The sequence below is a fragment of the Rhodococcus sp. NPDC056516 genome, assembly GCF_042794655.1.
Lineage (GTDB): Bacteria > Actinomycetota > Actinomycetes > Mycobacteriales > Mycobacteriaceae > Rhodococcus_F.
The window spans coordinates 839,720-854,839 of sequence record NZ_JBHTTG010000001.1 but is presented as its reverse complement, the minus strand read 5'-3'; the positions used below and the strand labels follow the sequence as shown (position 1 = coordinate 854,839).

The 15,120-nt window shown below is 61.3% G+C and carries 17 protein-coding genes; 4 read left to right on the top strand and 13 right to left on the bottom strand.

Annotated features, from left to right (window positions below):
- The 9 genes from ACFQ6Y_RS04130 to ACFQ6Y_RS04090 all read right to left on the bottom strand — a co-directional run bounded on the left by ACFQ6Y_RS04130 (position 1) and on the right by ACFQ6Y_RS04090 (position 9,744).
- Positions 1-687, bottom strand: a complete 687-nt coding sequence (locus tag ACFQ6Y_RS04130; RefSeq protein WP_378629319.1) for a TetR/AcrR family transcriptional regulator — start codon at positions 685-687, stop codon at positions 1-3.
- A 47-nt stretch (positions 688-734) separates the two neighbouring features.
- A complete protein-coding gene (locus tag ACFQ6Y_RS04125; RefSeq protein WP_378629314.1) occupies positions 735-1,562 on the bottom strand; it encodes a potassium channel family protein in 828 nt (275 codons plus the stop codon).
- A gap of 46 nt (positions 1,563-1,608) precedes the next feature.
- Positions 1,609-2,526 (bottom strand): diacylglycerol kinase, encoded by a 918-nt coding sequence (locus ACFQ6Y_RS04120; protein WP_378531690.1) that lies wholly within the window; start codon positions 2,524-2,526, stop codon positions 1,609-1,611.
- Entirely contained in the window at positions 2,523-4,136 is a 1,614-nt protein-coding gene (locus tag ACFQ6Y_RS04115; RefSeq protein WP_378629311.1) for an FAD-binding oxidoreductase, read from the bottom strand. The genes ACFQ6Y_RS04120 and ACFQ6Y_RS04115 overlap by 4 nt, the downstream gene beginning before the upstream one ends.
- A 48-nt stretch (positions 4,137-4,184) precedes the next feature.
- Positions 4,185-4,724, bottom strand: coding sequence for a DinB family protein (locus tag ACFQ6Y_RS04110; RefSeq protein ID WP_378629308.1), 540 nt, complete (start codon positions 4,722-4,724; stop codon positions 4,185-4,187).
- A 155-nt stretch (positions 4,725-4,879) separates the two neighbouring features.
- Positions 4,880-6,808, bottom strand: coding sequence for a molecular chaperone HtpG (gene htpG / locus ACFQ6Y_RS04105; protein WP_378531686.1), 1,929 nt, complete (start codon positions 6,806-6,808; stop codon positions 4,880-4,882).
- 130 nt (positions 6,809-6,938) lie between these two features.
- A complete protein-coding gene (locus tag ACFQ6Y_RS04100; protein WP_378629303.1) occupies positions 6,939-8,072 on the bottom strand; it encodes an acyl-CoA dehydrogenase family protein in 1,134 nt (377 codons plus the stop codon).
- Between the two features lie 9 nt (positions 8,073-8,081).
- Positions 8,082-9,254, bottom strand: a complete 1,173-nt coding sequence (locus ACFQ6Y_RS04095) for an acyl-CoA dehydrogenase family protein (protein WP_378629299.1) — start codon at positions 9,252-9,254, stop codon at positions 8,082-8,084.
- A gap of 28 nt (positions 9,255-9,282) precedes the next feature.
- Complete coding sequence (locus ACFQ6Y_RS04090; RefSeq protein WP_054781524.1) at positions 9,283-9,744, bottom strand: MaoC family dehydratase; 462 nt, start codon at positions 9,742-9,744, stop codon at positions 9,283-9,285.
- Between the two features lie 96 nt (positions 9,745-9,840).
- Between ACFQ6Y_RS04090 and ACFQ6Y_RS04085 the strand changes: the two genes are divergently transcribed.
- Positions 9,841-10,494, top strand: a complete 654-nt coding sequence (locus ACFQ6Y_RS04085; RefSeq protein ID WP_378446731.1) for a TetR/AcrR family transcriptional regulator — start codon at positions 9,841-9,843, stop codon at positions 10,492-10,494.
- A 6-nt stretch (positions 10,495-10,500) separates the two neighbouring features.
- On the opposite strand, the gene ACFQ6Y_RS04080 is transcribed toward ACFQ6Y_RS04085, so the two are convergent.
- Entirely contained in the window at positions 10,501-10,947 is a 447-nt protein-coding gene (locus tag ACFQ6Y_RS04080) for a MarR family winged helix-turn-helix transcriptional regulator (RefSeq protein ID WP_378629296.1), read from the bottom strand.
- Positions 10,948-10,959: 12 nt separating this feature from the next.
- On the bottom strand, positions 10,960-11,364 hold the full coding sequence (locus ACFQ6Y_RS04075) for an EVE domain-containing protein (RefSeq protein ID WP_030535154.1): 405 nt from the start codon (positions 11,362-11,364) through the stop codon (positions 10,960-10,962).
- A 145-nt stretch (positions 11,365-11,509) separates the two neighbouring features.
- On the opposite strand from ACFQ6Y_RS04075, the gene ACFQ6Y_RS04070 reads away from it, so the two are divergent.
- Together ACFQ6Y_RS04070 and ACFQ6Y_RS04065 are read left to right on the top strand one after the other, a co-directional pair.
- The gene (locus ACFQ6Y_RS04070; protein ID WP_378629291.1) at positions 11,510-12,187 is read left to right on the top strand and encodes a TetR family transcriptional regulator; all 678 of its coding nucleotides are present in this window, start codon (positions 11,510-11,512) and stop codon (positions 12,185-12,187) included.
- The gene (locus ACFQ6Y_RS04065) at positions 12,184-13,104 is read left to right on the top strand and encodes a TIGR01777 family oxidoreductase (RefSeq protein ID WP_378629287.1); all 921 of its coding nucleotides are present in this window, start codon (positions 12,184-12,186) and stop codon (positions 13,102-13,104) included. Before ACFQ6Y_RS04070 ends, ACFQ6Y_RS04065 begins: the two co-directional genes overlap by 4 nt.
- On the opposite strand, the gene ACFQ6Y_RS04060 is transcribed toward ACFQ6Y_RS04065, so the two are convergent.
- Positions 13,062-14,030 carry an NAD(P)/FAD-dependent oxidoreductase gene (locus ACFQ6Y_RS04060; protein ID WP_378629284.1) on the bottom strand — a complete coding sequence of 323 codons (969 nt, stop codon included), beginning with the start codon at positions 14,028-14,030 and terminating at the stop codon, positions 13,062-13,064. The genes ACFQ6Y_RS04065 and ACFQ6Y_RS04060 overlap by 43 nt on opposite strands.
- Positions 14,031-14,124: 94 nt before the next feature.
- Between ACFQ6Y_RS04060 and ACFQ6Y_RS04055 the strand changes: the two genes are divergently transcribed.
- Entirely contained in the window at positions 14,125-14,634 is a 510-nt protein-coding gene (locus ACFQ6Y_RS04055) for a MarR family winged helix-turn-helix transcriptional regulator (RefSeq protein WP_378629282.1), read from the top strand.
- 6 nt (positions 14,635-14,640) lie between these two features.
- On the opposite strand, the gene ACFQ6Y_RS04050 is transcribed toward ACFQ6Y_RS04055, so the two are convergent.
- Positions 14,641-15,114, bottom strand: a complete 474-nt coding sequence (locus tag ACFQ6Y_RS04050) for a MerR family transcriptional regulator (RefSeq protein WP_378629278.1) — start codon at positions 15,112-15,114, stop codon at positions 14,641-14,643.
- Positions 15,115-15,120 lie beyond the last annotated feature (6 nt).

The following is a 15,120-nucleotide window of genomic DNA, read 5'->3' as shown; positions in this document are numbered from 1 at the left end:
TCAGCTCGTTCGGGTTGCCGCTCGCGCCGACAGCCCGACGAGCTGATTGATCAGACCTTCACGTAGGCCGGTTGCGAACATGTCGGCAGCAGGGGGCGCCTGCATCTCGTTCAGTACGACGACCATGGATTCGGCAGGCTCGGCAGTCGGCCACAAGCCGGCAACAATCACCAGGGTCACCTTGGCGAATTGAGCCGCGTCGCCCTCCGAGAGGTGAGGCAATTGCGAATGAATCAGCGACGCAAACCTTCCCGAGTTGACCGTTGCCCGCTTCTTGAAGTCACGGGCGAAGTCGACGGAGATGTTTCTTTCGAGGACACCTGCCATGACGCTCATCAACTCACACAGTAAACGCTGTGCGACAAGCGATTCCGCAACCGTCGATGCCACATGGATTTCAGTGGCGAACGGTGAGTCGTCACCGGCCGGAGTCAACGACTCGGACAACCCGTCCAACCACGCAACCCAGTTCTCCTCGAGCACTTCGAGAAAGATGGCTTCGCGACTGTCGAAGTAGCGAAGCACGTTCGACTTCGCCAGTCCGACGCTCTCACTGAGCTCACGCAGGCTGATGTCGGCGACGGGCCTGGACCCGAGCATCGCGCGGGCCGCATCGAGAATCGCGCACCGACGCGCTTCGATCTGCTCGGGCCTGCGCGCGCGCTGGAATCCGTGGGTCGCCACCATCACGCAAGATTATCAGACCATCGTTCTATTGTTCGCTGCGATGCATGTCAGTTGTCCGAAGACGCGTGCTGCGCCACGACTCCCCTCGACGCCAATTCACGACGCAGCGAATCGGTATCGACGGACGCGAGATCAACCCGGTGAGTGCTGGCAGCCAAGGCTCGGACTTCCTCGGACAGATCCGTCACCTGCTTACGCGTCGCAGCCTGGGATGCCACGTCCTGTTCCGCCACGCGCTCGACCAACCAGGAAGCGAGTGTGGCAGTCACGATGCCCAGCAACGCAATTCCGCCGATCATCAATGCTCCGGCGATCATGCGCCCGGTCGTGGTAACGGGCGCCATGTCTCCGTAACCGACGGTCGTGACCGTCTCCATCGCCCACCACAATGCCGTTCCGTACGACGTGATGGCAGCGCCCTGCGCGTGGCGCTCGGCATCGAGCATGGCCAGCGCCGCAACACCGATCAGCAAGGCCGTGGCAGAGGTGGCGTACACGACCACTCGTCCACGCAAGCTTTGCCCGCTCGAGCGGTGGACTATCGCAAGCAGTGTGACCAACCGAAGTAGGCGCAGCGGACGCAGCATGGGCAACACCACCATCGCCAAATCCAAGAGATGCCTGACGAACCAGCGACCGCGGGCAGGTGCCAACCACAGGCGAACTGCGTAGTCGACGGCAAAAACGACCCACGCGGCCCACATGGTCCATTCGGTCAGACGATGTGGAAGGCCCGTCGGTTGCGCCAGCACTTGGTACGCGTACGCCACCAAGAACAGGCAGGCCGCAGCGGTCAACGGGATGTCGGTGGCTAGCTGCCATTTCTCCGACGTCCGCGCAGTGCGGCGGTGCGCCGACTTCGTCGATTCGTTCATCCGAGAAGTCTGACACCACCGCTACCTAGTGCCCGGCAGAACCGACTCAGATCCGAGTGTGCGTCAAGATGTTGAGCGCCATGGGAACTGCCTCGATCGTGATGGGCAACGGCCCCACCCGATCGCCGTCCGCGTAAGCGATGATGCCTTCGGAGACCAACCGCACCTTCTTGGATCGGTACGTCTGCACCGCGTCGAGCGAGACGTGAGTTCCCTTGTACACCCGCGGAAACAGGCGCACCAGACGCAACCTCGAACCGTGCCCGACGACGGTCAGATCCAACAACCCGTCCGACTTCGACGCGCCCGGAGTGATGAGCATGCCGCCACCGTACGAGCGGCCGTTGCCAACAGCGACCAGCGTCGCGTCCACCGTGATGACCTCGTCGTCGAGTTCGATCCGGTACGGCAACGGCTTCATCTTCGCCAACTCGGCGAGCATCGCCAGGTTGTAGCGCATCGGCCCCTTGGGCCAGGACATCCGATTGGCCCGCTCGCTGACCAGCGAGTCGAATCCGCTGGCGATGATGGTTCCCGACCAGACGACGGAACCGTCGGCCAGCGTGATCTTCGCCAGATCTGACTGCTGCACGACACCGTCTGCGATGACATCGGCTGCTGCTTCGGGATCGCCTGTGGGAATGCCGAACTCACGGGCGTGATCGTTGCCGGTGCCTGCCGGAATGAGCCCGATGGGCGTCTCGGTCAACGCGGCAGCCTGCAGTCCGATACTGATGGCACCGTCGCCGCCGACCACTACGAGTGCGTCCGTACCCTCCTCGATCGCACGACGCGCCAACTTCTTGGCGTCGTCGGCGTCGGTTCCGATGATCTCGGTGACGGCAACTCCCCGAGCACGCAGTCGCGCAACACCTTTGCGTCCGGCCGCCGGCGCGTGACCATGTCCCGCCATCGGATTGATCAGGACGGTAACCTTCTCGATCTGACTGCGGGTTTCGGTCACGGAATCAGCTTTCCAGGATTGAGGATGCCGGCAGGGTCCACTGCATTCTTCACTGCGCGAAGGATGTTCGCGCCCAATTCACCGATCTCGTCCTTCATCCACGGGCGGTGATCGGCGCCGACAGCGTGGTGATGGGTGATCGTGCCACCGGCGGCGATGATCGCATCGCCAGCGGCAGTTTTCGCCTTGTGCCACTGAGCGATCGGATCCTCGGTCTGCGCGCTGACTACGGTGAAGTACAGCGAAGCACCGGTCTTGTAGGTGTGCGAAATGTGGCACATCACGAGCGGCTGAGTCCCCTGCTCGACGAGAGCCTTGGTCAGCGCCTCGGTGACCGAGGAGCGCAGGTTCGCGAGGTTACCCCACGTGGTTGCCGTCTCGAGGGTTTCGCACAAAGCGCCGACGTCGAGCAAGGCGTCACGTAGATACGGCGCATCGAATCGCCCGTGTTCCCAGCTGTTTCCGGGCTCCTCCCCGAGCGACGTGCCGCCGTGAGCGGTGAGAATTGCTCGGGCCTCCGTCATCCGTTCAGCGGTGTGCGAAGCGGTGCCCTCGTAGGTGGTGATGCCGAGGCAACCACCGGTGAAGGCGTTCTCGCCGATCTTGTCGGTGGTCGCCAGATTCACGCCGCTCTCGGCCTCGTCGGACAACCGCAGCACGGTCGGAGCCGATCCCTCCTGGACAAGCTCACGCAATGCTGCTGCGCCGGTGGCAAAGTCGGGGAAGCTCCACCCTTCGCGCACTGTGGTCTCGGGCAGGCGGTGAACCCGCACACGCACGTGCGTGATGACGCCGAAGGTGCCCTCGGAGCCGACAAAGAGCTCACCCAGGTCGGGGCCGGCGGCGGATGCCGGCGCGCGCCCGGTCTCGACCACACCACTCGGGGTGACGACGGTGAGGCCCTGGACCATGTCCTCGAAGCGTCCGTATCCAGCCGACGCCTGTCCCGACGATCGGGTAGCGGCAAACCCGCCCAGAGTGGCGAACAGGAAGCTCTGCGGGAAGTGCCCGACCGAGAAGCCGTGTTCACGCAGTAGCTCCTCGGCGCGTGGGCCGGTGGTTCCCCCGCCGAACGTCGCGATGCCCGACTCCTCGTCCAACCCGACGAGTTGATCGAACCGACGCAGGTCGAGAGAAAGAACTGCGTCGAACCCGTCGCGGATGGGATCGAGCCCGCCGACGACGCTGGTGCCGCCGCCGAACGGGACCACTGCGATCCGGTTGGCAGAGCAGTATCGGAGAACCTGCTCGACCTCTGCGTCTGTCCCTGGGGTGACGACTGCGTCCGGTGCATCCTGCGGCTCGGCGCTACGACGGCGAAGCAGATCCGGGGTGCTCTTGCCACCGGCCCGAAGAATTCGATCGGAATCCTCGGTGCTGACGTACTCGGCCCCGACCAGCCCTTCCAGCGCTTCGACATGCGACTGAGCCATAGCGGACGGAGTCACCTGAACGTCTTCGATGTCGAGACGCGATCGAGTCGGTGCGGAGACACCGAGAAATCCGGTCAACAACGATGTGACTGCGTCCGACAGTTCACGCTTCTTGGCCGGATCGCCCCAGGCGTCCCACTGCATCGGCGGTTGCAAGGCAGACTTTTCGGTGCTCATAGACACTAGTGTTACATATTTGTGTGATGTGTAAACATCGCAGGTCGATCAACCCATCGTCTTGGAACCGTCGATGGCTTCGCGAAGCATGTCCGCGTGGCCCGCATGCTGGGCCGTCTCGGCGATGATGTGCAGCAACGCGCGTCGGGCTGACCAACGAGCCCCCGCTTCGAACCACGGTGCCGACGGCAGTGGATGCGAGATGTCGAGGCTGTCCAGCGAGGCCACCAACTCGTCGGTCCTGGCCGCGATCTCCTCGTATTCGGAAACGATGCTTGCCAAGGTTTCACCCTCGACCATGGCAAATTCGTTCGCCCGTTCCTGCTGCATCTCTTCCGACCACTGGGTGGGATCGAAGTCTCCGCCCAATCCGGCCGGCCCCTCCAGGATGAAGTCGACCCACCCCTTTTCCGACTGACCCACATGCTTGACCAATCCGCCGAGGCACAGTTCGCTCACGGTCGGCCTCGAAGCAGCCTGTTCGTCGGTGAGGTCTTTGACGGTGAAGAGAAGGAATTCACGATGCCGACGCAGGCTCTGGAGGAGATCCGCGCGCTCGCCGGTGACGGTGGTGGTCGGTGCGTTCATGATGTTTTCCTTCGCTCGTGGGTTCGTGCCCTGTGGGAACTACGTTAGAAGTTATTGCGGACAGAAACGGTCCTCAATAGAAAACGATCAAGAAAAAACTCCCGGCACCCACCGATGAAGGTGAGTGCCGGGAGTTCGGGGCAGCTAGGACCAGATCAGACTGTGCGAGCCAAACGATCGGCCAGCAGACGCGTGAAGTGCGCCGGGTCGCTCAGCTCGCCGCCCTCGGCAAGCAACGCCATGCCGTAGAGAAGCTGAGCGGTTTCCGTCAGGTTCTCTGCATTGTCGTTGGCGGCCTGCGCCTCCCGCAGACCCGAGACCAGCGGGTGTGCCGGGTTGAGCTCGAGGATGCGCTTGCTGTGCGGAACAGGCTGACCCGAAGCCTTGTACATCTTCTCGAGTGTCGGCGACATGCTGAACGCGTCGCCGACGATGCAGGCAGCCGACGTGGTCAGGCGCGTCGAGAGACGCGTTTCCTTGATGTCGTCGGACAGCGTTTCGGTCAGCCACGTCAGTAGCGCGCCGAATTCCTTTTCCTTCTCTTCGCGCTCGGCCTCGGCCGCCTTCTTCTCGTCCTCGGTGTCCAGGTCGACCTCGCCCTTGGCGATCGACTGGAAGGTCTTGCCGTCGAAGTCCGAGACAGCGTCGACCCACATCTCGTCCACGGGGTCGGTGAGTACGAGAACCTCGAGGCCCTTGGCCTTGAAAGCCTCCATGTGCGGGGAGCTTTCGATGAGGTGACGAGATTCGCCGGTCATGAAGTAGATCTGTTCCTGACCGTCCTTCATGCGCTCCACGTACTCCGCGAGGGTGGTCACGCCCTCTTCGCTGTTGGTCGAGGCAAACGAAGAGATATCGAGCAGCGTCTTGCGGTTGTCGGCATCGGCCATCAGGCCTTCCTTGAGCGCGCGTCCGAACTCGGTCCAGAAGGTCGAGTACTTCTCGGGCTCGTTCGCCTTCATGTCCTTGATGGTCGAGAGGACCTTCTTGGTCAGACGACGACGGATGGCAGCGATCTGCCGGTCCTGCTGCAGAATTTCACGAGAGACGTTGAGCGAGAGGTCTTGTGCATCGACCACACCCTTGACGAATCGCAGATAATCGGGCACCAACTCTTCGCAGTCGTCCATGATGAAGACGCGCTTGACGTAGAGGTGGATGCCGGCCTTGCGCTCACGCATGAAGAGATCGAACGGCGCAGTCGACGGAATGAACAGCAGCGCTTGGTATTCGAAAGTACCTTCGGCCTTCATCGGGATGACCTCGAGAGGCTCGTCCCAGGCGTGGCTGACGTGCTTGTAGAACTCCTTGTACTCGTCCTCGGACACCTCGTCCTTGGAGCGAGTCCACAGCGCCTTCATCGAGTTGATCGTCTCGGTCTCGATGGTGACCTCGGGCTCCTCACCCTCGGCTGGCGTCGACGTACGAGCGACATCCATGCGGATCGGCCACGCGATGAAGTCGGAGTACTTCTTGACCAGTTCCTTGATCTTCCATTCCGACGTGTAGTCGTGCAGGCCGTTCTCGGAATCCTCGGGCATCAGGTGCAGGGTCACGGAGCTACCCTGCGGTGCCTCGTTCACATGCTCGAGCGTGTACGTGCCTTCGCCGGTCGATTCCCAGCGCGTCGCGTGATCTTCACCGGCGCGGCGGGTCAGCAGCGTGACCTTGTCCGCGACCATGAACGTGGAGTAGAAGCCGATGCCGAACTGACCGATCAGTTCTTCCGATGCCGCTGCATCCTTGGCTTCCTTGAGCTTACGACGTACCTCGGCGGTGCCGGACTTGGCGAGCGTGCCGATCAGGTCGACGACCTCGTCACGAGACATGCCGATGCCGTTGTCGCGGATCGTGAGGGTGCGCGCCGCTTTGTCGATGTCGATCTCGATGTGCAGATCGGAGACGTCGACGTTGAGGTCTTTGTCCTGGTACGACTCGAGGCGGAGCTTGTCCAGCGCGTCCGAAGCGTTGGAGATCAACTCACGAAGGAAGCTGTCCTTGTTCGTATAGATTGAATGAACCATCAGATCCAGCAGCTGACGTGTTTCTGCTTGGAACTCGAGCTGCTCGGTATGCGCGGTCACTTCGATCCCTTTCTCTTCTCGGACTGATCACAGGAATTTTACTCGACCTCGAATACCGCCGGTCGGCCCCCGCACAGACAAGGGAGGCCACGCGACCTGCGCGTGACCTCCCGTTATCTTCACGACCGATCTACTCGGTGACGTTCACCATCGAATAGTTCGAGACGCCGGCGGCCAGCACCCTGAGGTGATCGTCCGATGCGCCCAAAGTGTGTTCGATGGCCACCAGCCGCGAGACGTAGTGCCCTACCGGATACTCGGCTGTCATTCCGATACCACCGTGCATCTGAATTGCTTCCTGACCGATCTGATGCGCGGCGCGACCGACAGCCAGCTTCGCGCGCGACGCGATGGTCGGATCGATCACGCCGTCGGCGATGGCCATGGTGGCGTACAGACTCATACTGCTCGCCAACTCGAGCGCCACGTACATGTCGGCAGCCCGATGCGTCAAAGTCTGGAACTTCGCGAGGGGAACGCCGAACTGCTTGCGCTGCTTCAGGTAATCCGTCGTCAGTCGCAGAGCTTCGGTCATGATCCCGATCGCCTCGGCGCACAGAGCTGCCTGCGCTCGAACCTCTGCTTCGACGATCGCCTCCGTGACATCGCCGCCCTCACCAAGCTGTTCGGCCGCGGCATCGGTGAACGTGAACTGCGCACCGCGACGGCCGTCGTGAGTGGCGTATGTGCTCCGTGAGACACCCGCGCTTTCCGCATCTACCAGAAAGAGCCCGGTGCCCCCGCCTGGAAGTGCGGCGCTGACAATCACGACGTGCGCGCTGTCGCCCTGCAGGACCGGGTTCTTGACGCCGGTGATCGTCCACCCCGATCCCGAATGTGAAGCCGCGGCCGTGACGGTGGCAACCGGCCAGCGCGTGCCAGGTTCCGCATGTGCGAAGGCCGACAGAGTGGTCCCGCCGCTGAGCGCCGGCAGGAGCCGCGCCCGCTGATCTGGCGAACCGAGCGCAGCGATCAAACCGCCGGGGATCAGAACACCACCCAGGTACGGCTCGGGTGCAAGCGCGCGGCCCAGTTCGGTCATCACGACCATGGTCTCGACCGGTCCAGCGCCCATTCCGCCGTCAGACTCCGCGAACGGCAGGCCGAGCAGCCCAAGCTCCGCGAACTGCTTCCACACCGCGGCATTCCATCCCTCGTCAGTAGCCGAGGTGGCGTTGCGCTTCTCCGCGTCGTAGCTGCGGCTGAGCAATTCGCGCGTCGTGTCGCGAAGCATCGTCTGCTCGTCGTCGAGTTCGAAATTCATGTCAGATGCTCACAATCCGAGAATCGAGGAGGCAATGATGGAGCGCTGTACCTCACTTGATCCGCTGTAGATGGAAACCTTCCGGTAGTTCAGGTAGCGCGGCGCCGCTTGCTGCGCCCACTCCGGCGAGTCGATCTCGGCCGTATTCACCGGCAACGAGTCCGGACCCGCAACATCCATCAGCAATTCCGTTGCTGCCTGCTGCAATTCGGAGCCGCGGAGCTTGAGCAGCGAGGACGCCGGATTCGGCTTGCCGTCTGCCGAACTCGCCACAACTCGCAGTTGAGTCAGATCCAGTGCAAGCAAATCGTTCTCCAGCTCAGCCAACCGAGCCGCGAACAACGGATCATCGAGGAGGGTGCCGGTTCCGACGCGAACCTCCCGTGCCTTCTCTTTTGCCGTGGCGACAAGGGTTTTGGAGAACCCGACCCGCGTGACACCCGTGCGTTCGTTGCCGAGCAGGAATTTGGCGTAGTCCCAGCCTTTGTTCTCTTCGCCGACGAGATTCTCCGCAGGTACGCGGACGTTGTCGAAGAACACCTCGTTGACCTCGACGCTGCCGTCGATCAGTTTGATGGGGCGAACCGTGATGCCGGGAGTTGCCAGATCGATGAGCAAGAACGAAATTCCGGCCTGCCGCTTCTGGGCACTGGCATCTGTGCGAACCAGACAGAAGATCCACTCGGCGTGCTGCGCGAGAGTGGTCCATGTCTTCTGACCGTTGACGATGTAGTCTGCGCCGTCACGAACAGCGGCCGTCTTGAGTGAAGCGAGATCCGAACCGGCTTCGGGTTCCGAAAAACCCTGGCACCACCAGATATCGGCGTTGGCTGTAGCGGGGAGAAACTTCTCCTTCTGTTCCTGCGAACCGAAGGCAGCGATAACGGGCCCAACCATGCTCACGTTGAACGGCAACGGGCTGGGTACCGACGCCAACTGCATTTCCTCGGAATAGATGTGGCGCTGAACCGGAGTCCAGTCCTTGCCGCCCCATTCGACCGGCCAGTGTGGAACCGCCAACCCGTGTGCGTTCAGAATCTGTTGGCCCGCAACGATGTCCTCACGAGTCAGCTTTCCGAATCCGGCCGCACGTGCTCGAAGTTCGGGCGAGAATTCGGTGGTGAAGAACTTTCGCATCTCCTCGCGGAACGCAACTTCCTCAGTGGTCAGTTCGAGATTCATGTGGAGTCTGCTTTCTTCTTGCAGGATTTCAGAACAAGATTCGCGCGACGGTCTGCGCAACAACGGCAGGTTTGTCCACGCCTTCGATCTCGACGGTGTTGGTGATCTGACTCTGTAGTGAACCGTTCGGCAATTCTTCGATTGCGGAGAGCACTGCGGTATTTCGAACCTTGGCCCCGACGGGCACCGGACTCGGGAATCGAACCTTGTCGGACCCGTAGTTGATGACCATTTTCGCGCCGTCGATGCGATACACGGACTTCGACAGAAGCGGCAGGAGTGAGAGCGTCAGATACCCGTGCGCAATCGGTCCACCGAAAGGTGATTCGCGCCTGGCTCTTTCGTCGTCGACATGAATCCACTGATGGTCACCGGTCGCGTCGGCAAATTGATGGACCATCTCGCGGGTGACCTCGACCCACTCGCTCGAACCCAGCGTTTCACCGACTGCCCCCAGGAGATCGGACTTGTTCTCGAACACCCGTGTCATCTGATCCTCCACGTTCCCGAACACTGTTAGGTTAATTCGATAATAAACTCACGGTGTAAGGTTGTCCAGTACTTTCAGACGAAAGGGTTCTGTGCGATGGCGCGACCGCGGGTTCCACTACTGAGTAAGCCGATCATCAGGGACACTGCCCTGAAACTGGTGGACGAGCACGGTTTGACCGACTTCTCGATGCGCAAACTCGCCACTGTTCTCGGCGTACAGGCACCGTCGCTGTACAGCCATTACGCCAACAAGGACGAGTTACTCGACGACGTCGCGAACGTCATCATGGAGTCCGTCGACGTGAGCGGCTTCGACTCCGACGATTGGCGCGGCGCGCTGCGTACGTGGGCGCGGTCCTACCACGCTGCCCTGGGCAAGCATCCCAACATCGTTCCCTATCTGGCCTACGGTCCGAGCGTCAGGCCCATCGCCCTCGATCGCGCGAACGCCATCCACGGCGGCCTGGTGCGCGCCGGATGGCCGCAGCGCACGGCAACGCTGATCGGCGCTTCCGTCAAGTACGTGGTCATGGGTGCTGCGACGGCGACGTTCTCCGGCGGATTCGTGGACGATCCCGCTATCTACGCCGAGCGTTACCCGCACCTCACGCGAGCACACCTGTTGCGGGAGCGTGCCACCGAGATCGACGGCGCCAGCTTCGAACTCGCACTGGAATCCCTGCTGGACGGACTGGAAGCCAAATACGCACTGCTGCAGAGAACTACAGAGCAACCTCCTCGAAACTGAGGGCTATTACCGTCGATCAAGCGCGCCGAGCATCGCGACGAAGGCCGCCTGACGATCCCCGAGAGCGGCAAAGAATTCCCGATCCGATGCTTCCACCGCACGGTTTGCCTTGCCCGCCAGGGCCGCACCCGCCTGGGTCACCACCACCGAGCGTGCCCGAGCATCGGTCGGATGTGGACGGCGTTCCACAAACCCCTTGGATTCGAGGGTCCGTACCACCTGCGATGTCATCATCGGGTCGGTGCGCGCGTACTCGGCAATATCGCGTTGAGTTATCGGCGTCTCTGCATCCAGCCAGGTCAGTGCTGCGAGCAGAACGAACTGCACGTGGGTCAGGTCGAAAGGTCGCAGCGCCGCGCGAATCGAGGCTTGCCAAGCATTGTTGACACGCCACAACATCAGACCGGGACTCTCGTCCGCGTCCTCGAAGTCGGTTTCCAGTTTCTTCGCCACAGCGCCAGTGTGTCAGCTCGTTGTCGAACGCAGAACCTCGACGTCGTTGTCATCCAACGGAATCAAGCCACGCCGGAGTTGATACCCCCAATTCGGTGCCGAGGTCAGCGCCAATCGACTCCGGACTGCGTCGAGAGGAACGGGGTTGAACTGTTCGTACCGAACTCGCCGCCGAAACGGCTTGAAACACCCCTCGTCCGCCTGCCAGATCTCACCCTCTTCGATCACACCGAGAGCTGTGAACTCGCGCAACGGATCTCGGTCGCCCATGGACTCGACCGGCGAATAATAGACAAGCACGTCACCTGCTTTCATCCGTACCAAACCAGCTCTCTTTCCGTGCCCGATCTGTGCGATACCGAGATCCACTGCGCGACGCACATGTTCGGCAGAGACAACCCCTAACCAGGCATTCATCGCCGGCCCCCTGGCGAACCGAAAGCACATTCATTCATGCATTTAGTATGCGCGCTTATTATCTTTCACGCAACAGATCCACTCTTGAACGTGTTCAACTCCAGGGCGTACGCTGCACTTGAACATGTTCAAAGAAGGAGTGTCGATGAGTAGTCGCGGGATCGAGACCAGGGAAAAGCTGGTGGAAACAGCATTGCGGCTCTTCCGCGACGAGGGCTTCGCAGCGACGACCATGCGCAAGATCGCAAATGAGGCAGAGGTCTCGCTCGGGAACGCCTACTACTACTTCGCCAGTAAGGACGAACTGGTTCACGAGCTGTATCTCGTCATCCAACGCGATCACCGCGCTCTGGCGCTTCCACTCCTTCGCGAAGGTGGGTCACTGACAGAAAATCTCAGGATTGTTCTGCACACCGGACTCAATGTCATGGGGCCCTATCACGGCTTCGGTAGCGCGTTTCTGCACGTTGCACTGCCCACCGCATCACCGTCCAGCCCGTTCTCGGCCGAGTCGACCGATGCGAGATCGATGGCCGTCGATCTGATGCGTGAAGCACTGGCGGCGTCGAAGCAGAAGACTCCGGCGTCATTGGAGACCCAGCTCCCCACGCTCTTGTGGCTCAGCTATCTGGGCGTGACGCTGCACTGGGTCACCGACGCGTCTCCGGGGCAAACTCGTACCCGATCCCTCGTCGACGGCCTGGTACCGATCATCGCGAAAGCGCTCACCCTCGCCCGGCTGCCAGTGGCACGAGGTCTGGTCGGCGATGTCGCCGCCCTGATGACGAAAGTCGTTTCTGCAGAGGGGAACACAAAACCATGAAGACCGTTGTTGTCTGTGGTGCGTCGGGTTACGTAGGCCAACACCTTCTTCGAACGCTCGAATCCAACGGGGTCGACGTTCGGACGATCGGCCGGGGAGGAACGAGCGATGCCACGTGGTCCGACGAGCACGGCGTCGCCGATGTACTCAGCGGCACGGATCTGCTCGTCAACCTCGCCGGCCGCTCCGTGAGCTGCCGCTACAACAAGCGCAATGCCGACGACATCTTTTCCTCCCGAGTGGAAACGACTTCACTGTTGGGTCGTGCGCTGACCCGCACGCCGCAGCCACCCTCACTCTGGGCGAATGCCAGTACCGGCACGATCTACCGAGACGCACGAGATCGACCGATGGACGAGAAGAACGGAGAGCTGGGTAAGGGATTCTCCGTAGCGGTCGCGCGAGCGTGGGAACACGAATTGTTCTCAGCCCCAACGCCTGTTCGCAAAGTGGCACTTCGGATGTCGATCGTCCTCGGAGCCGGCGGTGGGGCGATCAATCCGTTCGTCAACCTCGCCCGAATGGGCTTCGGCGGACGAATGGGCGACGGCCGACAGATGTTCAGCTGGATTCACATCGCCGACGTCATTCGCGCGATCATCCACGTCTACGAGAATCCGGAGATCTCAGGCTCGGTCAATATCGCATCCCCGTATCCGGTAACCAACACCGACATGATGCGGATGGTACGAGCGAAACTTGGCCGACAATATGGGTTTCCGACGCCGGGCTGGATGCTCGAGTTCGGCGCACGAATCATCCGCACCGAGGCTGAACTGGTAACGAAGAGTCGCTGGGTTTCACCAGGGGTGCTCGCGGACAGCGGCTTCCAGTATCAATTTCCGACGTTGGAGTCTGCGTTGAACCAGATCGCTCAAGAGATCCCGCGAGGGTTGCTTCCGGTTTCACTCGGCTGAAGTTCGGCTGCGATCGCAACCGCTCGCACGATATCCTGCTCGAGCAGATAGTGATTCAGTGCAATCGCAGCCTTTGATCCGGCAGCGGCGGCGGTGATCAACTGGGCCGGAGAATCCGACACATTCCCCGCGGCCCAGGCTCCAGGCACACTTGTGCTGCCTGCAGGATCAGTTACCACCCAACCATTTTCGTCGGCTTCACACCCCAGGTCAGTCAACAGATCGCCTCGCGGAACAAACCGTGGGCCGACAAACACTACGCTTCGCGGAATTACCTGACCGGAGGCCAGTTCGACGCCGTCCAATCGACCATCGCCAACCGACACGCCAGCCACATCGCCTTCGACAATGCGAATCCCCCTGGCAATCAGCCGCTCCCGTTCGGCTCCCGTCAGCTCGATACGGTTGGGAAAGAAGACGACATCCTCCGACCATTGACGCACCAACGACGCCTGATGAATGGTGAACGGCCTATTGCCACCACCGAGCACACCGATCGGGGAATCTCGAACCTCGTACCCGTGACAGTAGGGACAATGCAGAACGTCGACGCCCCAGCGATCCTGCAGCCCAGCGATGTTCGGCAGCTCGTCACGTAACCCAGTAGCAACCAGAACAGTCCGTGCCTCCAGCGACGCAGTCGCGTCGGTTTGCACAAGAAACCCACCGTCGTCCGTGCGCTCGATTCGGATTGCGGTGCCAGTCGTCATTTCGCTGCCGTACTCGAGAACCTCCTTGCGGCCGGCCGCAAGTAATTGCGTAGGACTCTCAACATCCCGCGTCAGGTACCCGTGCAGGTGCTCGGAGACACCATTGCGCGGGTTACCTGCATCGACGATCATCACTCGCCGCCGAGCCCGAGCCAGAACAAGCGCGGCACTCAACCCCGCCGCACCGCCACCGACAATCACCACGTCGAACCTCATGTGCTCCCCCAGTCCGCAGATCGTCCCACCCGAGACGGTGGGCTATTCTGGCAATCTAGCAAATTTGTTTACCGGTTAACAAAGTTGAGGAATCGTGAACGAACCAACACTCCGCTCCCGTACCTGCAACCTCTGGGCCGAAAACAATCCCGACCTCGACACCTCGCCCATGGAAGTAGTCGCGCAACTCAAACGGATTACGGCGCTTCTCGAACTAGCAGTCGAACCGGTATACCAAACCGCGGATCTCACCGTGTCGGAAGTGGAACTCCTTGTGCCACTGCGATACGCCGAGGAACCGGTCACCGCGATTCGTCTCGCCGAACGCCTCGGTATGTCTCGGGCCGGGGTCAGCAAGGCACTCGCGCGACTCGAGAAGCGAGGACTCGTCTCCCGCACGAGCAATCCCGAAGATCGGCGGTCTGCACTGATCACGATGACCGCCCAGGGAAAGAAAGTTGTCGACGACGTCTTCCCACTCGAACTCGCCGCTCACGGTGAATTGTTCACCCAACTCGGGCGAGACCGAGGGAAGGTCCTTGCCGCGCTCGAGCGACTGGCAGTATCCATGGAAAGTGGGCTCGATCGAATGCAGGACAAGTAACCGGCGCTACTCCTGCTCCCCGGTTCGCCCACCGTACGTTGCAATCTTGTACTCCGTCGCGGCCAAAGACAACGTGAGCTCCTTGATCTGCCGACGAACGGTGTCCCGGTGTTCGAGCAGCATGTCGAGCCTCTCCGGAACTGTCCCTTCACCGGCGTCGACCAGTTCGACGTAGTGCTGCAGGTCGCGAATCGCCATACCTGAAATACGCATGCGGGTCAGAAACACCAGCCTGCGAACCGATTCCGGACCGTACACACGATGTCCGCTCGAGTCACGATCGACCTCGACCAGACCGATCTTCTCGTAGTAGCGCAGCGTATGTGCCGAGACATCCAGCAGGTCCGAGACTTCGGCGATCGACATCGGCTCCTGAACGTCCCCTGCATCGACGAGTCGGTGAATCACCTCGATCGACATGGGCCCGTCCACTTCCCCAAGTGCCTCGAGCGCCTTACGCATCAAGTCGTCGGTAGCCATGACTCT